The 19,981-nt window shown below is 58.9% G+C and carries 19 protein-coding genes, 2 tRNA genes and 3 pseudogenes; 18 read left to right on the forward strand and 6 right to left on the reverse strand.

All coding sequences use genetic code 11. The annotated features are described in order from the left end of the window. Positions 1-36 precede the first annotated feature (36 nt). A complete protein-coding gene (locus ACZZ0B_RS24475; RefSeq protein ID WP_463546425.1) occupies positions 37-1,701 on the reverse strand; it encodes an OFA family MFS transporter in 1,665 nt (554 codons plus the stop codon). A gap of 306 nt (positions 1,702-2,007) precedes the next feature. Here ACZZ0B_RS24475 and ACZZ0B_RS24480 point away from each other — a divergent pair. The 6 genes and pseudogenes from ACZZ0B_RS24480 to ACZZ0B_RS24505 form a co-directional block, all read left to right on the forward strand. Further along, positions 2,008-2,148, forward strand: a pseudogene (locus ACZZ0B_RS24480) (aspartate 1-decarboxylase autocleavage activator PanM); the annotation flags it as partial. 78 nt (positions 2,149-2,226) lie between these two features. Next, on the forward strand, positions 2,227-4,452 hold the full coding sequence (locus ACZZ0B_RS24485; RefSeq protein ID WP_463546426.1) for an AsmA family protein: 2,226 nt from the start codon (positions 2,227-2,229) through the stop codon (positions 4,450-4,452). Next, a complete protein-coding gene (gene mutY, locus ACZZ0B_RS24490; protein ID WP_008080550.1) occupies positions 4,449-5,516 on the forward strand; it encodes an A/G-specific adenine glycosylase in 1,068 nt (355 codons plus the stop codon). Before ACZZ0B_RS24485 ends, mutY begins: the two co-directional genes overlap by 4 nt. Next, positions 5,513-5,785, forward strand: coding sequence for an oxidative damage protection protein (locus ACZZ0B_RS24495; RefSeq protein WP_008080549.1), 273 nt, complete (start codon positions 5,513-5,515; stop codon positions 5,783-5,785). Before mutY ends, ACZZ0B_RS24495 begins: the two co-directional genes overlap by 4 nt. Before the next feature lie 103 nt (positions 5,786-5,888). Then, positions 5,889-5,964: transfer RNA gene (locus ACZZ0B_RS24500), tRNA-Phe, on the forward strand. Between the two features lie 112 nt (positions 5,965-6,076). Further along, positions 6,077-6,430: a hypothetical protein gene (locus ACZZ0B_RS24505; RefSeq protein WP_440094818.1), complete on the forward strand. Its 354-nt coding sequence runs from the start codon at positions 6,077-6,079 to the stop codon at positions 6,428-6,430. Here ACZZ0B_RS24505 and ACZZ0B_RS24510 read toward each other — a convergent pair. Then, a complete protein-coding gene (locus ACZZ0B_RS24510) occupies positions 6,427-6,717 on the reverse strand; it encodes a YceK/YidQ family lipoprotein (protein ID WP_158830477.1) in 291 nt (96 codons plus the stop codon). The genes ACZZ0B_RS24505 and ACZZ0B_RS24510 overlap by 4 nt on opposite strands. Before the next feature lie 74 nt (positions 6,718-6,791). Beyond that, positions 6,792-7,241: a carboxypeptidase regulatory-like domain-containing protein gene (locus ACZZ0B_RS24515; protein ID WP_463546427.1), complete on the reverse strand. Its 450-nt coding sequence runs from the start codon at positions 7,239-7,241 to the stop codon at positions 6,792-6,794. Positions 7,242-7,499: 258 nt separating this feature from the next. Between ACZZ0B_RS24515 and ACZZ0B_RS24520 the strand changes: the two genes are divergently transcribed. From ACZZ0B_RS24520 to ACZZ0B_RS24535, 4 genes are all read left to right on the forward strand, one after another. Then, a complete protein-coding gene (locus ACZZ0B_RS24520; protein ID WP_463546428.1) occupies positions 7,500-8,558 on the forward strand; it encodes a PDDEXK nuclease domain-containing protein in 1,059 nt (352 codons plus the stop codon). 67 nt (positions 8,559-8,625) lie between these two features. After that, complete coding sequence (locus tag ACZZ0B_RS24525) at positions 8,626-9,600, forward strand: alpha/beta hydrolase family protein (protein ID WP_008080544.1); 975 nt, start codon at positions 8,626-8,628, stop codon at positions 9,598-9,600. 28 nt (positions 9,601-9,628) lie between these two features. Then, the gene (locus ACZZ0B_RS24530) at positions 9,629-10,042 is read left to right on the forward strand and encodes a hypothetical protein (protein WP_008080543.1); all 414 of its coding nucleotides are present in this window, start codon (positions 9,629-9,631) and stop codon (positions 10,040-10,042) included. 6 nt (positions 10,043-10,048) lie between these two features. Next, positions 10,049-10,501 carry a hypothetical protein gene (locus ACZZ0B_RS24535; protein WP_008080542.1) on the forward strand — a complete coding sequence of 151 codons (453 nt, stop codon included), beginning with the start codon at positions 10,049-10,051 and terminating at the stop codon, positions 10,499-10,501. A gap of 70 nt (positions 10,502-10,571) precedes the next feature. On the opposite strand, the gene gabP is transcribed toward ACZZ0B_RS24535, so the two are convergent. Beyond that, the gene (gene gabP / locus ACZZ0B_RS24540; RefSeq protein ID WP_008080541.1) at positions 10,572-11,963 is read right to left on the reverse strand and encodes a GABA permease; all 1,392 of its coding nucleotides are present in this window, start codon (positions 11,961-11,963) and stop codon (positions 10,572-10,574) included. 554 nt (positions 11,964-12,517) lie between these two features. On the opposite strand from gabP, the gene ACZZ0B_RS24545 reads away from it, so the two are divergent. From ACZZ0B_RS24545 to ACZZ0B_RS24575, 7 genes and pseudogenes are all read left to right on the forward strand, one after another. Beyond that, positions 12,518-13,291: an ABC transporter ATP-binding protein gene (locus tag ACZZ0B_RS24545; RefSeq protein WP_103304177.1), complete on the forward strand. Its 774-nt coding sequence runs from the start codon at positions 12,518-12,520 to the stop codon at positions 13,289-13,291. 13 nt (positions 13,292-13,304) lie between these two features. Then, a complete protein-coding gene (locus ACZZ0B_RS24550; protein WP_008080539.1) occupies positions 13,305-14,054 on the forward strand; it encodes an ABC transporter substrate-binding protein in 750 nt (249 codons plus the stop codon). A 78-nt stretch (positions 14,055-14,132) separates the two neighbouring features. After that, positions 14,133-14,825, forward strand: coding sequence for an ABC transporter permease (locus ACZZ0B_RS24555; RefSeq protein WP_007909165.1), 693 nt, complete (start codon positions 14,133-14,135; stop codon positions 14,823-14,825). Then, positions 14,826-15,515, forward strand: a complete 690-nt coding sequence (locus ACZZ0B_RS24560) for an ABC transporter permease (protein ID WP_007909164.1) — start codon at positions 14,826-14,828, stop codon at positions 15,513-15,515. Further along, positions 15,496-16,731, forward strand: a complete 1,236-nt coding sequence (locus ACZZ0B_RS24565; RefSeq protein ID WP_463546429.1) for a methyltransferase — start codon at positions 15,496-15,498, stop codon at positions 16,729-16,731. Before ACZZ0B_RS24560 ends, ACZZ0B_RS24565 begins: the two co-directional genes overlap by 20 nt. A gap of 345 nt (positions 16,732-17,076) precedes the next feature. Continuing rightward, positions 17,077-17,930 (forward strand): annotated as a pseudogene (locus ACZZ0B_RS24570) (FkbM family methyltransferase). Between the two features lie 75 nt (positions 17,931-18,005). Then, positions 18,006-18,081 (forward strand) — tRNA-Thr (locus ACZZ0B_RS24575). Between the two features lie 331 nt (positions 18,082-18,412). Here ACZZ0B_RS24575 and ACZZ0B_RS24580 read toward each other — a convergent pair. Continuing rightward, positions 18,413-18,517 (reverse strand): annotated as a pseudogene (locus ACZZ0B_RS24580) (helix-turn-helix domain-containing protein); the annotation flags it as partial. Between the two features lie 474 nt (positions 18,518-18,991). On the opposite strand from ACZZ0B_RS24580, the gene ACZZ0B_RS24585 reads away from it, so the two are divergent. Then, the gene (locus tag ACZZ0B_RS24585; RefSeq protein ID WP_095190047.1) at positions 18,992-19,273 is read left to right on the forward strand and encodes a DUF3077 domain-containing protein; all 282 of its coding nucleotides are present in this window, start codon (positions 18,992-18,994) and stop codon (positions 19,271-19,273) included. 42 nt (positions 19,274-19,315) lie between these two features. On the opposite strand, the gene ACZZ0B_RS24590 is transcribed toward ACZZ0B_RS24585, so the two are convergent. Beyond that, positions 19,316-19,981 carry an RES family NAD+ phosphorylase gene (locus ACZZ0B_RS24590; protein WP_463546966.1) on the reverse strand — a complete coding sequence of 222 codons (666 nt, stop codon included), beginning with the start codon at positions 19,979-19,981 and terminating at the stop codon, positions 19,316-19,318.

Raw genomic sequence — 19,981 nt, forward strand, 5'->3', positions numbered from 1 at the left:
AGCAGGCTCACTCCTACAGGGGTACTGCGTTTTTACTTAGTGAAACAGTACCGCCGTTTTCTGCAGGGTCACCCACACACCCCACGCCAACGGAATACCCACCGCCAGCCACGCTGCAATCGCCAACGGCTTGCTGCCCGGCGCGGCTTTCCACTCCAGAACGGTGCTGGCGTCAGCACCTTTGTCGTGGCCCAGCGCCTGTTCGGCCGCCAGTTCAGCGTCGGTCATGAAGTATTTATCGGCCACCGGACGTACCAGCAGGTTGCACAGGAAGCCCAGCACCAGCAGGCCGGCGAGGATGTACAAGGTGATGTCGTAAGCCGCCGCACGTTCAACGCCGATGCTCAACTGATATTCACGCAGGTAGTTCACCAATACCGGCCCCAGCACGCCCGCCGCTGCCCAGGCCGTCAGCAGACGACCATGAATCGCGCCAACCATCTGCGTACCGAACAGGTCGGCCAGATACGCCGGAACCGTGGCGAAACCGCCGCCGTACATCGACAGAATGATGCAGAACGCCGCCACGAACAGCGCAACGTTGCCCAAGTGACCGAGGTTCGGGATCAGCGCGTACAGGGCAAAACCCAGGGCGAAGAACACGAAGTAGGTGTTTTTGCGGCCCAGGTAGTCCGAGAACGAGGCCCAGAAGAAGCGGCCACCGATGTTGAACAGGCTGAGCAAACCGGTGAAACCGGCAGCGATCGCCGCAATCGAAGCCAGCTGCCCGGCATCAAGTTGGCCAAACGGCACATCAACACCCAGCAGTTTGCCGCCGAACACTTCCTGCAGCAGTGGCGAAGCCATGCCGAGGATGCCGATACCGGCAGAAACGTTCAGGCACAGCACCAGCCAAACGAGACGGAATTGCGGGGTTTTCCACGCCACATTCACGTGAACGTGACGGTGCGTGATCATCGAGTTGGAGGCTTTTTTCGCCGGAGCGGTCCAGCCTTCAGGTTTCCAGCCGGTTGGCGGCACGCGGTAAGCGAGGGCGCCACCGATCATGAACACAAAGTAGATCGCGGCCATGGCCACGAAGCTCTGCCAGACGCCAACGCCTTCAGCCGAGGCGAAGTGGCTCATCAGCGCGGTCGCCAACGGTGCACCGACCATCGCGCCGCCACCGAATCCCATGATCGCCATGCCGGTCGCCATGCCGCGCTTGTCCGGGAACCACTTGATCAGGGTCGACACCGGCGAAATGTAGCCCAGACCGAGACCGATACCGCCGATCACGCCCGAGCCGATCCACATCAGCCAGATCTGGTGGGTATAAATACCCAACGCCGAGATCAGCAGACCGCCGCACCAGCACAGTGCCGATACAACGCCAGCCTTGCGTGGCCCGGCGTGTTCCAGCCAGCCACCCCAGATCGCTGCCGAGCAGCCGAGGAAGATGAAGAACAGCGTGTAGATCCAGCCAAGCATGGAGATCGGCCAGTCGCATTGCGACGAAAACACTTGTGCGATGAAGCTCATGTCCGGCGCGCAAGCCACCGGAGCGGTTACGCCCAGCGCCTTGGACAGCGGCAACCAGAACACCGAGAAGCCATAGGCCATGCCGATGCACAGGTGGATGGCCAGAGCGGCCGGTGGTACCAGCCAACGGTTGAAACCGGGCTTGGCGATGATGCGTTCCTTGGACAGGAACGCAGGCTGGGCGGCGCTGAGGCCGTCCGCCGTGATGCTCGTGCTCATTGTGTATCCCCCAATTATTAGTATGGTTCGCCAGCCACTGTTCACCCTCGGCCTTATGCACGCAGGCATGACCGTTTTTTAAGGTGAAGCTCCTTGAAGGCGCGACGTTAAGTCGCAGAAGGGCGGACGAACGGGCGAAGGTTACCATTTGCAGGTGACAGAAAAACCAAACTGATATCACCTTTTTTCAGTCATCTGATCTCTACACCTGTGTAGGAGCTGCCGAAGGCTGCGATCTTTTGATCCTGTTTTTGAAAAACATCAAAAGATCGCAGCGTTCCGCAGCTCCTACACGGGGCGATTTTTGCTGAACGACGGGTGAACCAAGCGCAGAAAATGGCGTCGCAAGCGGGGGCGGAACTGCACCTGTTGGCGCCTGCCGGGCATCTCGAAGCTCAGGCCGTCGCGGCGAAGCCAAGCGTGCCGCTGGAGGTACTGGCAACATGACGCCACACCGAACCGGGCATTTGCAGCGCTATACTCCCCGGCTAAATTACGAATTCGACTAATTACAAGGACTCGCCCATGAAAGCGTTCGGCAAAATCCTGGGTCTGGTACTTCTCGGGCTGTTGCTGATCATTGTGGCGGCAGGTTTTGCCCTGACCCACCTCTTCGATCCCAACGATTACAAAGACGAGATCCGCCAGATAGCCCGCGACAAGGCCCACATCGAGCTGACGCTCAATGGCGATATCGGCTGGAGCCTGTTCCCGTGGCTCGGCCTGGAATTGCACGAGGCCAGCGTCGCCACACTGGTCAAGCCGACCGAACCGTTTGCCGATTTGCAGATGCTCGGCCTTTCCGTGCGCGTGCTGCCGCTGCTGCGCCGCGAAGTGCAGATGAGCGACGTGCGCGTCGAAGGCTTGAACCTGCGGCTGAACCGCGACAAGGACGGCCATGGCAACTGGGAAGACATCGGCAAGGTGCCCGCTCCGGCCGGCACGACGCCGCCAGCCGCTACTGCGGGCCAACCGGCGAGCGAAACCACCGCCGCCGTGGAAAAACCGCCGCAGCCAATCCGCCTCGACATCGACAGCCTGACCGTCAACAACGCCCGCGTTGAATACAACGACGAGAAGACCGGCAAGCAGTTCAGCGCTGAGAGCATTCAGTTGAGCACCGGCCCGGTGCACGATTCGACCAATATCCCGGTGAAAGCCACGGCGTTCCTCGGCACCAATCAGCCGGTGCTGCGCGTGCGCACCGAGCTCACTGGCGAGCTGCGCATCGAGCGCGCCCTGCAACGCTACAAGTTCGAGGACATGAAACTGTCCGGCGAACTGGCTGGCGACCCGCTGCAAGGCAAGACCATGACCTTCGCAGCCCAAGGGCAGTTGTTGCTGGATAAAGCGGCGAACGTCGCCGAATGGACCGGCATCAAGATCTCCGCCAACCAGTTGCGCGCCTTGGGTGAACTGAAAGCCAACGACCTCGACAAAACCCCACAGATCAGCGGCGGCCTCTCCATCGCCCAGTTCGATCTGGCGAAGTTCGTCGACAGCATCGGCCAGAAACTCCCGGCCATGGCCGAGGGCAGCCTGAGCAAAGTCGAACTGGTCAGCCGCGTGGCGGCCACGCCAACCAGCGTCGCTTTCGACAACATCAATCTGAAACTCGACGACAGCAGCTTCAGCGGCCGCATCGCCGTCGAAGACTTCGCCAAACAATCGCTGCGCGCCGTGCTCAAGGCTGACACGTTCAACGTCGACCGCTACCTGCCGCCGAAATCGGAAAAAGCCACGAACGCTACGCAAGTACGCCAGGCCGAAGTGGCCAGCACCGAAGCCGATGCCATGGCCGGCGCCGGTTCCACGCCGCTGCCGGACAAGCCGAGCAAAACCGCCTGGAGCACCGAGCGCCTGCTGCCGGTCGAACGCCTGGCCAAACTCGACGTCGATGCTGACCTGACCTTCGGCCAGTTGACCCTCGACAAACTGCCGATTCAGAACGCCGCACTTAAAGCCACCGGCCAAGGCGGCTTGCTGACCCTGACCAACCTGAGCGGTGAGCTGTACAACGGCGGCTTCGAAGCCAAAGGCACCCTCGATGTACGCCAAAGTGCGCCGGTGCTGAATTTGCAGACCAGGCTCAACCGCGTGCCTGCGGAAAAAATCCTCGAAAGCCAAGGCAAAAACCCGCCGGTCAAAGGCCTGGTGACCCTCACCAGCAACGTGACCAGCAGCGGCAATAGCCAGCAAGCGCTGATCGACACCCTCAACGGCAATGCCAGTTTTGTGATCAACAACGGCGTGCTGCTCAACGCCAACCTTGAACAGCAACTGTGCAAAGGCATCGCCACGCTCAACCGCAAAACCCTCAGCGGCGAGCCACGCGGCAAAGACACGCCATTCCAGGAGCTGAAAGGCAACCTGACCTTCCGCAACGGCATCGCCAGCAACCCGGACCTGAAAGTGCGCATCCCTGGCATGACCGTCAACGGTGACGGCGACATCGACCTGCGCGTGCTCGGCATGGACTATCGCGTCGGCATCATCGTTGAAGGCGATACCAGCGCCATGCCGGATCCAGCCTGCCAGGTCGGCGATAAGTTCGTCGGCATCGAGTGGCCACTGCGCTGCCGTGGCCCGCTGGAACTCGGCGCCAAGGCCTGCCGTATCGACAATGATCGCCTCGGCCAGGTCGCCACCAAAATGGCGGGCAACAAGCTCAGCGAGAAGATCGACGAGAAACTCGGCGACAAGGTCAGCCCGGAATTGAAAAACGCATTGAAGGGGCTGTTCAAGCGATGAGAGCGGAGCAGTTTTCCACGGCGGTGCTGGAGTGGTTCGACCGCCATGGCCGCCATGATTTGCCTTGGCAACAGGACATCAATCCGTATCGGGTGTGGGTGTCGGAGATCATGTTGCAGCAGACCCAGGTCAGCACCGTGCTGAATTATTTCGACCGCTTCATGGCCGCGCTGCCGACGGTCGAAGCGCTGGCCGCAGCGCCGGAAGACGAAGTGCTGCACCTGTGGACGGGGCTGGGTTACTACACCCGCGCGCGCAATTTGCAGAAGACCGCGAAGATCGTCGTCAGCCAGTACGGCGGCGAGTTTCCGCGTGACGTTGAAAAGCTTACCGATCTGCCGGGCATCGGCCTGTCCACTGCCGGCGCGATCGCGAGCATCAGCATGGGTCTGCGCGCGCCGATCCTCGACGGCAACGTCAAACGCGTGCTGGCGCGCTTTACTGCGCAAGAGGGCTACCCCGGCGAGCCGAAGGTCGCCAAACAGCTCTGGGCCAACGCTGAGCGCTTTACGCCACACGATCGGGTCAACGCCTACACCCAGGCGATGATGGATCTCGGCGCCACACTCTGCACGCGCAGCAAGCCGAGTTGCCTGCTGTGTCCGCTGGAGCGCGGTTGCGAAGCGCACATGCTCGGCCTCGAAACCCGCTACCCGATCCCCAAGCCGCGTAAAGCCATCCCGCAGAAGCGCACGCTGATGCCGATGCTTGCCAACGGCGACGGCGCGATTCTGCTCTACCGTCGCCCCTCGAGCGGTTTGTGGGGCGGTTTGTGGAGCTTGCCGGAACTCGACGACCTCGACGACCTGCAACACCTCGCCGATCAGCACGCGCTGACCATGGGCGAGCAGCAGGCACTGCCGAGCCTTGTCCACACGTTCAGCCATTTCCAGCTGTCCATCGAACCCTGGCTGGTTCAGGTGCAGGAGGCCGCCCATCACGTGGCCGAGGCCGACTGGCTCTGGTATAACCTCGCCACCCCGCCGCGCCTGGGCCTCGCCGCCCCGGTCAAAACCTTGCTCGAACGCGCGGCCGCCGTCTTGAATGCAGGAGAGTCGCCATGACCCGCACCGTAATGTGCCGTAAATACAAAGAACAACTGCCCGCCCTGGAACGCGCCCCTTTCCCGGGCGCCAAAGGTCAGGATATTTTTGACCACGTCTCGGCCAAGGCCTGGGCCGACTGGCAGAAACACCAGACCCTGCTGATCAACGAAAAGCGTTTGAACATGATGAACGCCGAAGACCGCAAATATCTTCAGGGCGAAATGGACAAGTACTTCTCCGGCGAGGAATACGCTCAAGCCGAAGGCTACGTTCCGCCTGCCGAGTAAACCCCGGAAATCGGGGGTCGGATCGTAAGCGACGGAATTAATTTAAGAAATTTTAAAAAAGTCGTTGACGTAAATCCGAAAAACCCTTTTAATGCGCCCCGTTGCCCAGATAGCTCAGTCGGTAGAGCAGGGGATTGAAAATCCCCGTGTCGGCGGTTCGATTCCGTCTCTGGGCACCAAATACCGAAAACCCTGAATCGCAAGATTCAGGGTTTTTTTATGCCTGCGATTTGATAAACACTGAATCCGCGCTACTTTGCCCGCCCCTTACGGAAGAGGGTCATCAAGCTGATGAACCAGAAACGAACCCGCGTGCCCCTGCCCCATCCGCCGCCGTATCGCCCGAGCCGCACGACTTACTGGCTGACGATCCTCGCTGCCCTGCTGATTGTTTTCGGCATCGGTGCATCAATCTGGATGCTGGTCGACAGCTGGCTCACAGGCTCCATCACCACCAACAATCGCGGCCCGCGCAGCACCTACACCCTGGCTCTGCAACCGCGGCGATTCTGGGTTGAGTTTGTGTCGCAAAGCATCGGCACGGTGTTTCTGTTGGCGTTTTCTGTGTTCGGCTTGTGGGTCTACCGCAAAGTGCAAGAGCCCGTGCACACACCGAAAAGCAAACGCCGCACAAAGAAAACCTAAAGTGTATTGATGTAATCGACAGGCAGCAGAACCGTGTCCAGCGCGGCGTCTACTGGCAGGGATACAACGGTGATGATCGGACAGACAATCATCATGTAACAGATCACGGCCGCCGGCATGCCACTGCTGCCGCCTCCGCGCACACCCAGCAGGTGCAGGTTGCCATCAACCCCTCGGTAATACTGAGCATCGGACAAACCGTCATTCAAACGGCCGATGAACGTTCCGCAGCCAACCAACTGCAACACCAGGCCTGCTACACAGCCAACACGCAAAATCCCTTTCAAACCGGCGCTTCCTTACATCACAAAACAAGAGGCGCGGGATTGTACCGGCGCCTCAACCTGACAAACACCCATCGCTATCCAGCATCATTCCAGTGGAACACCAGATTGCGCGCAGTGCCGCTGCCAACGTCTGTGACATCGTGCCGTGTTTCGCCGTTACGAGTGGCCACCACCGTGTACTTGCCGGGCGGCAATTTCACGTACAGCAGCGGCCCCGTCTGGCGGAGGGTCAGTACGGTTTGCCCCGGCGACTGTTCAATCGTCACATCGACATCTGCGGTGTACTCATCCTGCGGCCCCACTGCGAACGTCATGTGCAGGTTGTAACCGGTGGCTTGTTGAATGGCCTTCGCCTCATCCTCACCGACCCCACCGGCCAAATAGCTGATGCCGTTCTGTTGTTGCTGCTGAACTTGCACCCCGGCACTGTCGATGGGCTCAAGACTGGCTGCCTGCAACATCACCGGAAACAACAATGCAATCACAGCGGCGACGGGCAGCATGAAGGTTAGAACGCGTTTCATGATGACGACTCCCGGGCTCTGGCAGAGCCCAACCGTTACTCCTTTTAGATTTTGCCGGCGAGAGTGGGTTTCAGATTGATTGGCACTTGGCGGGTGTACGAAATGGACTACAGACCTTTGCCCGTTAAAGCCGTTTGACTCGGCAATGTCCTGCAACACCCACCGCCTCTTCCTGCGGATTTCGTCGCCTCTCCCGACATACCGCAACGGCAACTCTTGGCATGCTTTTGCCTCTGTTCCCAATAACGCGGAAGACCGATGAGCCAGCTAAAACCTGCTGACACGCAAGACCCGAAAATCGATTCATTGCCGGGAGAGCTGGGCGAGTTGATTCGTCAGGCGCGGCAAAAAGTGCTGCGAGCGGTGGATACGATACAAGTGCAGACCTGCTGGCAGATCGGCAGGCATATCGTCGAGTTTGAACAGCAAGGTGCCCAGCGTGCGGGCTATGGAAAGCAGTTGCTTGCCTTGCTGGCGAAGGATTTGACGGCGCAGTTTGGTAAAGGGTTTGATGATCGTAATCTGCGATACATGCGCAGCTTTTATCAGCTGTTTCCAATTTGGAACGCAGTGCGTTCCGAATTGAGCTGGACCCACTACCGTCGGCTGTTGGGAGTGAACAATGAAAAGGCTCGCCATTGGTACATGGACGAGTGCGCCAACCTGAACTGGTCAAGCCGCGCCCTCGATCGCCAGATCCTGACGCTCTACTACGAGCGGCTCCTCATGAGTCGAGACAAAGCCGACGTGATCGAAGAAGCCACCACCAACATCGAGGCAATGAAGTGCAATCCGCGAGAATTCATTCGTGATCCGGTGATGCTCGAGTTTCTCGGTCTGCCGTCAGCGGGCAAGGTCAGGGAAAGCGGCCTGGAACAAGCCCTCATCGACCACCTGCAGGGCTTTCTGCTCGAACTGGGCAAAGGCTTTTCCTTCGTTGCTCGCCAGCAACGCATCAGCACCGACGGCGTCGAGCTGTACATCGATCTGGTGTTCTACAACTACCTGCTCAAATGCTTTGTGATCATCGACCTTAAACGCGGCAAGCTCAGCGCCCGCGATGTCGGGCAGATGGACATGTATGTGCGCATGTACGACGAGCTCATGCGCAGCGAGGGCGACAAGCCGACAGTCGGGATCATCCTCTCTGCCGAGAGCAACGATTCGGTGGCGCGCTACTCAATGCTCAAGGGCAATGAGCAATTGTTCGCCAGCAGTTACAAGACGATCCTGCCGAGTGAAGAGGAGTTGCGCGCAGAACTCAATCGCGAACAGGCCTTGATCGAGGAACGCATGCTCACTGAATCCACTGAATAAACCTGCGGATTGTTACTGGGCGGCGCGCGGACTATCGTTGGCAGCTTACCCGCCCAGGTCGATTGTCATGAGCTGTCAAGACATGCCCGCAATGCAGGACACGCAGTCAAAGTCGCCGACTTTGGCTGCGACGCAAGGTGAGCCTTTCAAGGAAGCGGCTGCCGACGGCTTTGTTTTGGGTGGTTTCACTTGGTGCCATTCCCTGCCCGACGCCGAGCGCCCTGTCGTCATCATCAACGCGGCTACGTCTGTGCGCTGTCGTCATTATTCGCGCTTCGCGGCTTATCTGTTCGCCCATGGTTTCGACGTGATGACTTACGACTACCGTGGCATCGGCGAATCGCGACATGCTTCGATCAAAGGCTTGAACGCTTCATGGACAGATTGGGGCGCGCTGGATTTCGAAGCGATGCTCAAGCGCGCGCAACGCGAGTTTCCCGGCCAGCCCATTGATGTGGTCGGGCACAGTTTTGGCGGATGCGCGGCGGGTTTGGCCGAGTCGGGGCGAGCTATCCGACGGTTGGTCACCGTCGGCGCACAGTTCGCCTACTGGCGAGATTACGCACCCGAGCAGCGCTGGCGCATGTTCGGCAAATGGCATGTCGTGATGCCGTTGATAACGCTGTTCTGCGGCTACTTCCCTGGCAAACGCCTCGGCTGGCTGGAAGACACGCCAACGGGCGTCGTGCGCGACTGGAGCACGCCTGCCGCGCGTTTCGAAGGACGCCCAAGCGGCCGCGCATTGATGGAAAAAAGCGGCGCCCTGCCCTTCGCCAATGTCCGCGCCCAAACTCTGGCCATCAGCATCAGCGACGATCCCTACGGCACAATTGCGGCCATCGAACGCCTGCTCGGCTACTTCAGCAACGCGGCAAAAACCCACCTGCGCATCGAACCGCAGGACATCGGCGAACAACAAGTCGGACATTTCGCCTTTTTTCGCAGCGCATACCAAGCCACACTATGGCCCATCGCTCTGACCTGGCTGCAAACCGGCGCACTGGCCCCCGACACACCCGGGCGGCAAGTCCCGCGCAGCTGAGCCCTCTCAACGCACGACGGAACACATCATGGCCTCCGCCAACAAGCAGCAAAAACGCGCCACCCGGGCCAAAGCCAAGGCCAAGCAGAACCGCACCAAACGCGCTGAAGCGCCGGTCGAGCTGGACCCGAACGACGATCGAATCGACTTCGAGTCGGTGGATCTGACCGAGCTGTTCAAGAAAATGATCGACGCCGAGAAGATCAGCCAGCAGGCCCTGTGCACCGCGTTCCTCGAAGACCCGCTGCTGGAGCTGGTTTACGAGCAGGAAGGCGAAGAAGGCGCGATGGACTTCATCCTCGCCGCGCTGATCGAGTATCGCCAGTGGTCGCAGGAAACCGACGAGGCCGGCGCCTTGGCATGGATCGAATCCCCGGCCTTTCAGGCCGACTATGTGGCGGCGTCCGACGCGATCGCCGCGCAAACCCAACAGAAGAACTGAGTTCCCATGGCATCCCTGAACAAGCAACAGAAACGCGCCAAACGCGCCAAGGCCAAAGCCAAACAAATCCGTATGGTCGGCCGCAAGCCGCTGGAACAGGACGAAGACCTCGACCACCTCGCCGAGCCGGTACCGGAATACGTCCTGGCGATGTTCAGCAAAATGCGCGACGCCGAAGCCATCAGCCGCAACGAAATGCTGCTGACGCTGCTGCGCGAACTGGCGTTCGTCATCGTTGACCATCCAGAGCTGCTGGACATGGAAAACGCCGACAACGAAGGCATGGCCGCCACCCACCTGGCCGCCGACATGCTGATCGACTACCGCATGTGGGCCGAAGGCGTAACGATCGAAGAAGCCCAGGCCTGGCTGAGCGAACCACAGTTCATCACCGATTTCGGGGTTGCGCTGGATGCTTATGGCAAGTCGGTGGAAGCACAGGAAGACAAGAGCGAATAAACATCGCTCACAAATAAAAACGGCCGCTAATCATCACTGACAGCGGCCGTTTTGCATTACGCGTTACGGATCAGTTCAACACCACCGCGCCACGTTTTTCCAGCTTGCGACGGCGTGCCACCAGCAGACCGGCAGCCACCACCATCAAACTCAGCAAACCAGTCGCGAGGATTTCCACGCGATGCGCTTCCTGGAACAACATGATCGTCAGGGCCGCGACGATGAAGATGATCACCGCGTAGGTCAGGCCCGGGAACAGCCACATGCTGAATTCGATTTTCTCGCCGCGCGCCACGCGTTGTTTGCGCATGCGCAATTGCGAGAAGGCGATTACTAGGTACACCAGCAGCGCGATAGCACCGGAGCTGGCCAGCAGGAATTCAAACACGGCGGCCGGGGCCACGTAGTTGGCGAATGTGCAGAGGAACGCTGCGCCAGTCGACAGCATCACCGCCCAGTAAGGCGTGCCGCTTTTGTTGGTGCGGGTCGACATGGCCGGGGCATCGCCACGCTTGCCGAGGGAGAAGAGCATGCGCGACGAGGTGTACAGCGCCGAGTTCAGGCAGCTGGTCACTGCGACCAGAACGACGATGTCGACGATCATTTTCGCGTTAGGAATGCCCATGCGCTCAAGCACGGTCTGGTAGGAACCGAGGTTGGCCAGCGTAGGATCGTTCCAAGGCACCAGCGCTACAACGATGAAGATCGATACAAGGTAGAACAAGCCGATCCGCCAGATCACCGAGTTGGTGGCTTTGGAGATTTGCTTGCCCGGGTTCTTCGATTCCGCGGCCGCGATGGTCACGATTTCGGTACCCATGAAGGAGAACATGGTGGTCAGGATTGCACCCAGTACCGCGCCCATGCCGTTTGGCAGGAAGCCGCCGCTGTCGAACAGGTGCGACACACCGCTGACCTGGCTGTTCGGCAGGTAGCCGAAGATCGCTGCAAGACCGAGGGCGATGAAGCCAATGATCGCCAGCACTTTGATCAGGGCAAACCAGAATTCGAATTCACCGTAGTTCTTCACGCTGAACAGGTTGGTGACGGTCAGCAGCATGGTGATGATCAGCGCGAAAGCCCAAATGCCTACGCCCGGGAACCAAGCGTGGAGGATGGTCGCGGCGGCGTTGGCTTCCAGTGGAATCACCAATACCCAGAACCACCAGTACAGCCAGCCGATGGTGAAACCGGCCCAGTGTCCGATGGCACGGTCGGCGTACGTCGAGAACGAACCGGTGTCCGGCGAGGCAACAGCCATTTCGCCGAGCATGCGCATCACCAACACCACCAGCGTACCGGCGGCGGCATAAGCCAGCAGCACCGCAGGGCCGGCAGCAGCGATGGCGTGGCCGGAGCCAACGAACAGACCGGCGCCGATCACACCGGCGATCGACAACATGGTCACATGACGCGGTTTGAGCCCCTGTTCGAGGCCATTGGAGCTTGGGGTACTGCTCATCGAAACTACCTTTGCGAGGAAAGCGATTCAGTCCGTCCTGTCTGGCGTGTTCTTTCTCGTAAAAAGAAACCAACAGGGCGTTCCGGATTCTGCACGCAATAAATGCGCCAAAATGTTTCAAAGTCTTCTGGATCGCGGCTTTGCGTGCGACCGGACATTCATCGCAACTCATTGAGATTAATGGCTATTCGCCAGAACGTTACCCTGCGACTCACTTTCAAGACGAATCAGCGCACCAGAAACACACTGAAAAAGTGTGGGATGCACAATAAAAGGGCGAATCAGGAACGTTCGGCCGGATAGCGCTTCCAACACCCCGCCAAAGCTGGCAACATCGCGCCTTTTTTTACGCGACACCCGCGGGTTTGCACGATCAAACACCCGTTCGGTTGTTGATGGGGCGACAGTCTGCTGTGCCGATGCGACAACCTGCCACACGCCACCCGTTAACCGCTCGCAGCGCTGTTGGCTGCCATTGAAACGCTATGCTAGCTTGGCCGCCTCGCCAGGAAGGCCATCCAACAGCTGGAGCGCAACATATATGAGGAACGCACATGGCTGAGGCCACGCCCGCGCTTGAAATCCGCAACTTGCACAAACGCTACGGAAAGCTTGAGGTGCTCAAAGGCATCTCGCTGACCGCCCGCGACGGCGATGTGATCTCGATCCTCGGTTCTTCCGGTTCCGGCAAGTCCACGTTCCTGCGGTGCATTAACCTGCTGGAGAACCCGCACCAGGGCCAGATTCTGGTGGCCGGTGAAGAACTCAAGCTCAAGGCCGCCAAAAATGGCGAACTGGTTGCCGCCGATGGCAAGCAGATCAATCGCCTGCGCTCCGAGATTGGTTTTGTGTTTCAAAACTTTAATCTGTGGCCGCACATGAGCATCCTCGACAACATCATCGAGGCACCGCGCCGCGTGCTCGGCCAGAGCAAAGCCGAGGCGATCGAAGTCGCCGAAGCGCTGCTGGCCAAGGTCGGCATCGCCGACAAGCGCCACGCCTACCCGGCGCAATTGTCCGGTGGTCAGCAGCAACGTGCAGCGATTGCCCGCACGCTGGCGATGCAACCGAAGGTGATCCTGTTCGACGAACCCACCTCGGCGCTTGACCCGGAAATGGTTCAGGAAGTACTTAGTGTTATCCGCGCATTGGCCGAAGAAGGCCGCACCATGCTGCTCGTGACCCACGAAATGGGCTTCGCCCGTCAGGTCTCCAGCGAAGTGGTGTTCCTTCATCAAGGTCTAATAGAAGAGCAAGGATCGCCTCAGCAGGTGTTCGAAAACCCGCTTTCGGCGCGCTGCAAACAATTCATGTCCAGCAACCGCTAACGGAGCAACATGCATGCAGAATTTCAAGAAGGTCTTCCTGGCCGCCGCTGTCACCCTCGCGTTCAGCGCCGGTGCCATGGCTGAAACCCTGAAGATGGGCATCGAAGCGGCTTACCCGCCATTCAACAACAAAGACGCCAGCGGCAACGTGGTCGGCTTCGACAAAGACATCGGCGACGCCCTGTGCGCGAAGATGAAAGTCGAGTGCACCGTAGTCACTTCCGATTGGGACGGCATCATCCCGGCACTGAACGCGAAGAAGTTCGACTTCCTGATCTCCTCGCTGTCGATCACCGACGAGCGCAAAGGCGCGGTCGACTTCACCGACCCGTACTACTCGAACAAGCTGCAGTTCATCGCCCCGAAAAACGTCGACTTCAAAACCGACAAGGACTCGCTGAAAGGCAAGACCATCGGTACTCAGCGTGCAACCCTGGCCGGTACCTGGCTGGAAGACACCTACGCCGATGACATCAAAGTCAGCCTCTACGACACCCAGGAAAACGCCTACCTCGACCTGACCTCCGGTCGTGTCGACGCGATCCTCGCCGACAAGTACGCCAACTATGACTGGCTGAAAAGCGACGCTGGCAAGAACTACGAGTTCAAAGGTGACCCGGTCGTAGAAAGCGACAAGATCGGCATCGCTGTGCGTAAAGGCGATCCACTGCGTGAGAAGTTGAACGCTGCCCTGAAGGAAATCGTCGCCGACGGTACCTACAAGAAGATCAACGACAAGTACTTCCCGTTCAGCATCTACTGATTCTGACCTGTGGGACTGGCGCCGTGATCGAACGGCGCCGGCTCCCGACTTTGCCTGCCGCAATTTGAACAGAACTCCATGATTATCGACCTCTACGGATTCGGCCCGGCCCTCGCTGCCGGCGCGCTGATGACCGTCCAACTGGCCCTTACGGCCCTGTGCCTGGGATTGGTGCTCGGTCTGCTCGGCGCCTTGGCCAAGACTTCCCCGTACAAGCCGCTGCAATGGCTTGGCGGCACTTATTCGACCCTCGTGCGTGGCGTCCCGGAATTGCTCTGGGTGCTGTTGATCTACTTCGGTACGGTCAACCTGATGCGCGCCCTCGGTGAGTTCTTCGGCAACCCCGACCTGCAACTCAACGCCTTTGCCGCCGGTGTGATCGCTCTGGGCCTGTGCTTTGGCGCCTACGCCACGGAAGTGTTCCGTGGTGCGATCCTCGCCATTCCCAAAGGCCACCGTGAGGCCGGCCAGGCCCTGGGCCTGTCGAAATGGCGGATTTTCACCCGGTTGATCATGCCGCAAATGTGGCGTATCGCCCTGCCCGGCCTGGGCAATCTGTTCATGATCCTGATGAAAGACACCGCGCTGGTCTCGGTGATAGGCCTGGAAGAAATCATGCGTCACGCGCAAATCGGCGTGACCGTGTCGAAACAACCGTTCACCTTCTATATGGTCGCCGCGATCATGTACCTGGGCCTGACCGTGCTGGCGATGACCGGCATGCACTTCCTGGAAAAACGCGCCGCTCGCGGCTTTGCGAGGAGCGCTTAAATGAACTGGGAAGTCATCATCAAGTGGCTGCCGAAACTGGCGCAGGGCGCGACCCTGACCCTGGAGCTGGTAGCCATCGCGGTAATCGCTGGCCTGCTGCTGGCAATTCCGCTGGGCATCGCCCGCTCTTCGAAGCTGTGGTACGTGCGCTCGCTGCCTTACGCCTACATCTTCTTTTTCCGTGGCACGCCATTGCTGGTTCAGCTGTTCCTGGTTTATTACGGCCTGGCGCAGTTCGACGCGGTACGTGAAAGCGCGTTGTGGCCGTACCTGCGCGATCCGTTCTGGTGCGCAACCGTAACCATGACGCTGCACACGGCGGCGTACATCGCCGAGATCCTGCGCGGGGCGATCCAGGCGATTCCGCCGGGCGAGATCGAAGCGGCGCGGGCCTTGGGCATGTCCAAGCCGAAAGCGATGTTCTACATCATCCTCCCGCGTGCCGCGCGTATCGGCCTGCCGGCCTACAGCAACGAAGTGATCCTGATGCTCAAGGCCAGTGCGCTGGCCAGCACCGTGACCTTGCTGGAACTGACCGGCATGGCGCGCACGATCATTGCCCGCACCTATCTGCCGGTGGAAATCTTCTTCGCGGCGGGCGTGTTCTATCTGCTGATGGCTTACGTGCTGGTCCGCGGCTTCAAGCTGCTGGAGCGCTGGCTGCGCGTCGATGCCTGCCAAGGGCGTTGATTCTTCCTACGTGCTGACGGGCGAGGACTTACTCGCCCGCTTCACGGCGCTGGATGCTTTTTTGATTGAGCATCAGGCGCTGTGGAAACCTCGACCGTTCACACATCTTTCGCTTGCTTGGGAAGCGTCCTACCCGGAACTGGCCTTGTGGCTGCGCGGGCGGTCGCTGGAAGACGCGGAAAACGCTCACAACCAACCTGCTGATCTTGTTGATGCGCCGGAGCCGTTTGCTTCACTGGCCGGGTTGTCGGCTGAGTTGAGCGCGGTGGGTGAGCTGCCGGGGCATACGCTGGACGCTGCGGGGCATCGGTTGAATGTCGATGTGCCGGGGCGCAAGTGGCAGCAGATCGAGGCGTTTGCCAGTCGTTTGTCCTTCGCTTCGCAGCCGACGCACTGGCTGGATTGGTGTTCGGGCAAGGGGCATTTGGGGCGGCGCTTGTTGGGCTCGGAGCAGCAACTGACTTGCGTTGAATATGATCCTCAATTGGTCGCGAGCGGACAGGCGTTGAGTCAGCGCCATCATCTGCACGCTTTGCATGTGCAGCAGGACGTACTGGCGGCGGACGCCTCTGCCTTATTGAGCGCGACTCAAACGCCCGTCGCACTCCACGCCTGCGGCGATCTGCACGTGCGCTTGATGCAACTGGCCAGCGCTGCCGGTTGCCGGCAAATGGCGATCGCGCCCTGCTGCTACAACCGCATCAGTCGCAGCGAATATCAGGCTTTGTCTTCGTCCGGTTCGGGATCGCTCCTACAGCTCTCGCTGGAAGATCTGGCGCTGCCGATGAGTGAAACCGTTACCGCCGGTGCACGCGTCCGACGTCAGCGCGACACCTCGATGGCCCGTCGCCTCGCTTTCGACCTGCTGCAACGGCAAGTGCGCGGCGTCGACGAGTATTTGCCCACGCCATCGTTGCCCAGCGCATGGCTGGATAAATCCTTTGACGATTACTGCCACAATCTGGCCGATCTAAAAGAGTTATCCACAGTTGGCACGCCTGATTGGGCAGCGTTGGAATCAGCCGGTTGGCAACGATTGGCCGAAGTGCGCAATCTGGAATTGCTGCGCGGATTATTCCGACGACCGCTAGAGCTTTGGCTGAGCCTTGATCGGGCACTTTTCCTCGCTGAACAGGGATACGTCGTACGCCTCGGCACTTTCTGCGAATCAGCGCTGACGCCGCGCAATTTTCTATTGTTGGCAGAACGCGAATAAACCACCGCCAGCCTGTGGATAACTCTGTTGATGGATTTTGCTCGGATCCAATATCCACGCCTGTTTCGGCGCTGAAACAGCTCTGGTCATTTTTTGTTCACATAAAGAAAAAACCAATAAAACAGGGATTTGCGAACAAAATGAGAACGCATCCACAAAAACTGGCCTAAGCGCGTATTCGGGCTACTCAGTTGTGCATAAGCCGCCAATCAAAACGACATAACCGCCGAAAATCAGCAGCGCCCAGCGAATAATTGCAGCGCCTTGTAACCCTTGCTATACAGGTACGCAGCGCGCCGGCAGCGCACATTCAAACAAGAAAAATCTGACCGACAGGAAGCGACCGTGACGTTCATTTCTTATGCACAGAATTTTGAAGACGTCCGCCTGTGGCGCGCACTCAAGCAGTTCGAACACGGTTTCTACATCGATGTCGGCGCCAATGACCCGAGCCACGACTCGGTCACCAAAGCCTTCTACGATCACGGCTGGCACGGCGTCAACGTCGAGCCGATGCAGGATTACTACGACGCGCTGTGCCAGCAACGCCCGCGCGATACCACCGTGCAATGCGTCGCCAGCGACCAACCTGGCGAAAGCACTTCTACGGCATCCCCGGCACCGGCCTCTCCACCGCGGACCCAGCCGTCGCCCAGCAACGCAAAGACCTAGGCATGAAGGTGCGCAGCCTCACCGTCGAAGCCCGCACACTGACCTCCATCTGCGAACAATATGCTGCCGATCGGCCGATCCATTTCCTCAAAATCGACGTTGAAGGCCACGAAGAAACCGTCCTGCGCGGCATGGACTTCAGCCGCTTCCGCCCATGGATCATCGTCATCGAAACCCCATGGCTGCGCGATCACACTTGGGAACACCTGGTCACCGACGCTGGCTACCAGTCGGTCCTGTTCGATGGCCTCAACACGTGGTTCCTGGCCGAAGAACACCTGAGCATCAAGCCGGCCTTCGACCTCCCGCCCTGCAATCTCGACAATTTCCGGCTGTGCCAAGGCCATGCCCTCGCCCACCCACTGAGCCCCGGCGAACTCGACACCATCCAACAACTCGACACCACCCAACAACTCGCCACCGCCCTGCACCGCGCCGAACAGGCCGAAGCGCAGTTGTTTGCCCTGCAAAACAGTCGGACTGTGAAGGCAGTGCGAACGCTGCGAAATGTACTGAGAAAGGCTTGATTTACAGAGATGCAAAAATAGTCTGAATTCAGGGGTTTACAGAAATTATCCAGTCGCTATAATCGTCGCCCACACGCCGGTATAGCTCAGTTGGTAGAGCAACTGACTTGTAATCAGTAGGTCCCGGGTTCGACTCCTGGTGCCGGCACCATACAAAACGAAGCCCCTGCAGAAATGCAGGGGCTTCGTTGTTTCTGGGGTGTTTATATTTTTGGCAGCGTTTCTGCTTCAGTAGAAATAGCGCCTCTCCTCCGCACACATCGATCTAATCGCCAGACGCCCTTCTCCCACAAAACACGGCTTTTGCCCAAAACGCCCGAATTTCCGCTTTTATGCCAAATTATGAACTGGCAATAATTTTGGTGCGCCCATAAAAAAGCGTAATTGCATGAGCAGTGTTTCTCAGCTCACTGAACTGGCGGAGTCAATGGCAACGCGGTTTCCCAGTCCAGAGTGCTTGATGCCTCGACGCTTTGTTTCTCCGCCGCAGAGGGCAGCATCTGCGTTACGCGCGCGGCCTCACCGGCCTTCATCTGACGTACAGACTCCAGTAAGTCCTGCTGGAATTGCTCCAATTCAACGACCATCGCTGATCTCCTCGTTTTGTTGCTTAGAAAAGGTTAAGGACAAGTCGTCACCGACAAAACACATGCCGCGAAATCCTGAGAAATCTGCTGTAACGAGAAGCCAGGCAAAGCCATTACTGGCCACGATTGTGCATCGGCTCTTCCCCAAGCTACCGTCAAACCCGTCGCTGCCAATTCAGCGACCGGGCCTGATAACCCGCGTAAGATACAGGCGCACCAGCGCCCCAACTCACGTTTGCCGGCGCATTTTTTGTGTCTGCATTACCGTGCAATGGCGGCTGTGCGTGGGAGACCTTCGGGTCTGCCGGGTTCCTGTATCTCCGGTTTATCAGCCCGCGCATAGCTGCCACCCATTCGTCTGATAACGTATTGGCAGCTCTCATTTGATACAGGGAGTTCACAAATGAAAGCCATTGATCCGTCAGTAACCCCGGTCACTTCACGCCGCCCTTCTCGAACTGCAGGTGAAGCGAAATGACCCATTCTCAAGATCTGAAAACACTCGGCCTCACCCACTTTTCCTTTCAATCCAATCAAGCGATGTTCCGCACCAACCGTGGTGTGCCGGTAATAGCCGCCCTTTCCCACGCATCCCACTTGCTTCACATCTCACGTTTGCTCACTGCGGACACTTCAATCTCGCGAGACCCTGATCTTCACGCTTATGCCTCGCAGTATCTGCAGGAGTTAAGCAAAGCGCTGATCGATGATGTAGTGAAAGTGATGGATGCGCCGCCGGACAAGCCGTTGATGTAAACGCCGGTTTCAGGCCCTCGCCGATGCGAGGGCTTATGCGTTTCAGACCTGACTGATCTCAAGCACAAACGAAATCTTCTGCTGAGTCGCACTCCACACATACCGCAAATGCTTGCCCTGCTTTGGAATCGACACCGCAGGCGGCCGGAACGCGGCGATGCATTCATGGCCCGGCAGGCGAACGCTGTTGTAAAGCAGTCCCCACGACTCTGTTTCGCGTAGCTGCCGGGCGAATAGTTGAGACGGCCCATAAGCGTCCGGATCCGGATTGTGCAGCTCGGGGTGATCGTGACGAATATCGTGCAACGGTTTAACCACCCGATTGACGTAAGTGCGCATGGTCAACTCAAGATCAGCTTCTTGAGTCGCCGCAAGAAATCGCTCCTGGTGATAACAGGTCTCGGCGATCGCAGCAGCCTGACTGCTCGCGGCGTAGTAAACACCGAAGGTGCCGTCGCAGAAACGACTGCGTTTGCCGATGTGGGTGAACGCAGCCATCACCGGAGTAGAGCCGGGGCCAGAGAGTCGATCTTCGGGCCGCACTCGGGCGAGAACCCCGGCCTGCTCTATCAACCGATCATTGGTCAGCGCTTCAATTGCGTAGGCAACTTCCAGATCTTCGGGATCGAGCACGTCTTCGAACAACGCGATCGGCGGGAAGCTGCTGTTGACGATCCGATAGACTCGCGGCCAGGCCACATCAACCAA

The organism is Pseudomonas sp. AC247, assembly GCF_979258015.1.

Bases quoted from the DNA above. Each gene is read 5' to 3' on its own strand.
- ACZZ0B_RS24565 (WP_463546429.1), top strand. From the start codon at position 15,496: ATGCCTGCCAAGGGCGTTGATTCTTCCTACGTGCTGACGGGCGAGGAC.
- ACZZ0B_RS24555 (WP_007909165.1), top strand. From the start codon at position 14,133: ATGATTATCGACCTCTACGGATTCGGCCCGGCCCTCGCTGCCGGCGCG.
- mutY (WP_008080550.1), top strand. From the start codon at position 4,449: ATGAGAGCGGAGCAGTTTTCCACGGCGGTGCTGGAGTGGTTCGACCGC.
- ACZZ0B_RS24550 (WP_008080539.1), top strand. From the start codon at position 13,305: ATGCAGAATTTCAAGAAGGTCTTCCTGGCCGCCGCTGTCACCCTCGCG.
- ACZZ0B_RS24525 (WP_008080544.1), top strand. From the start codon at position 8,626: ATGAGCTGTCAAGACATGCCCGCAATGCAGGACACGCAGTCAAAGTCG.
- ACZZ0B_RS24520 (WP_463546428.1), top strand. From the start codon at position 7,500: ATGAGCCAGCTAAAACCTGCTGACACGCAAGACCCGAAAATCGATTCA.
- ACZZ0B_RS24505 (WP_440094818.1), top strand. From the start codon at position 6,077: ATGAACCAGAAACGAACCCGCGTGCCCCTGCCCCATCCGCCGCCGTAT.
- ACZZ0B_RS24495 (WP_008080549.1), top strand. From the start codon at position 5,513: ATGACCCGCACCGTAATGTGCCGTAAATACAAAGAACAACTGCCCGCC.
- ACZZ0B_RS24475 (WP_463546425.1), bottom strand. From the start codon at position 1,701: ATGAGCACGAGCATCACGGCGGACGGCCTCAGCGCCGCCCAGCCTGCG.
- ACZZ0B_RS24485 (WP_463546426.1), top strand. From the start codon at position 2,227: ATGAAAGCGTTCGGCAAAATCCTGGGTCTGGTACTTCTCGGGCTGTTG.
- ACZZ0B_RS24515 (WP_463546427.1), bottom strand. From the start codon at position 7,241: ATGAAACGCGTTCTAACCTTCATGCTGCCCGTCGCCGCTGTGATTGCA.
- ACZZ0B_RS24545 (WP_103304177.1), top strand. From the start codon at position 12,518: ATGGCTGAGGCCACGCCCGCGCTTGAAATCCGCAACTTGCACAAACGC.
- gabP (WP_008080541.1), bottom strand. From the start codon at position 11,963: ATGAGCAGTACCCCAAGCTCCAATGGCCTCGAACAGGGGCTCAAACCG.
- ACZZ0B_RS24535 (WP_008080542.1), top strand. From the start codon at position 10,049: ATGGCATCCCTGAACAAGCAACAGAAACGCGCCAAACGCGCCAAGGCC.
- ACZZ0B_RS24530 (WP_008080543.1), top strand. From the start codon at position 9,629: ATGGCCTCCGCCAACAAGCAGCAAAAACGCGCCACCCGGGCCAAAGCC.
- ACZZ0B_RS24560 (WP_007909164.1), top strand. From the start codon at position 14,826: ATGAACTGGGAAGTCATCATCAAGTGGCTGCCGAAACTGGCGCAGGGC.
- ACZZ0B_RS24585 (WP_095190047.1), top strand. From the start codon at position 18,992: ATGACCCATTCTCAAGATCTGAAAACACTCGGCCTCACCCACTTTTCC.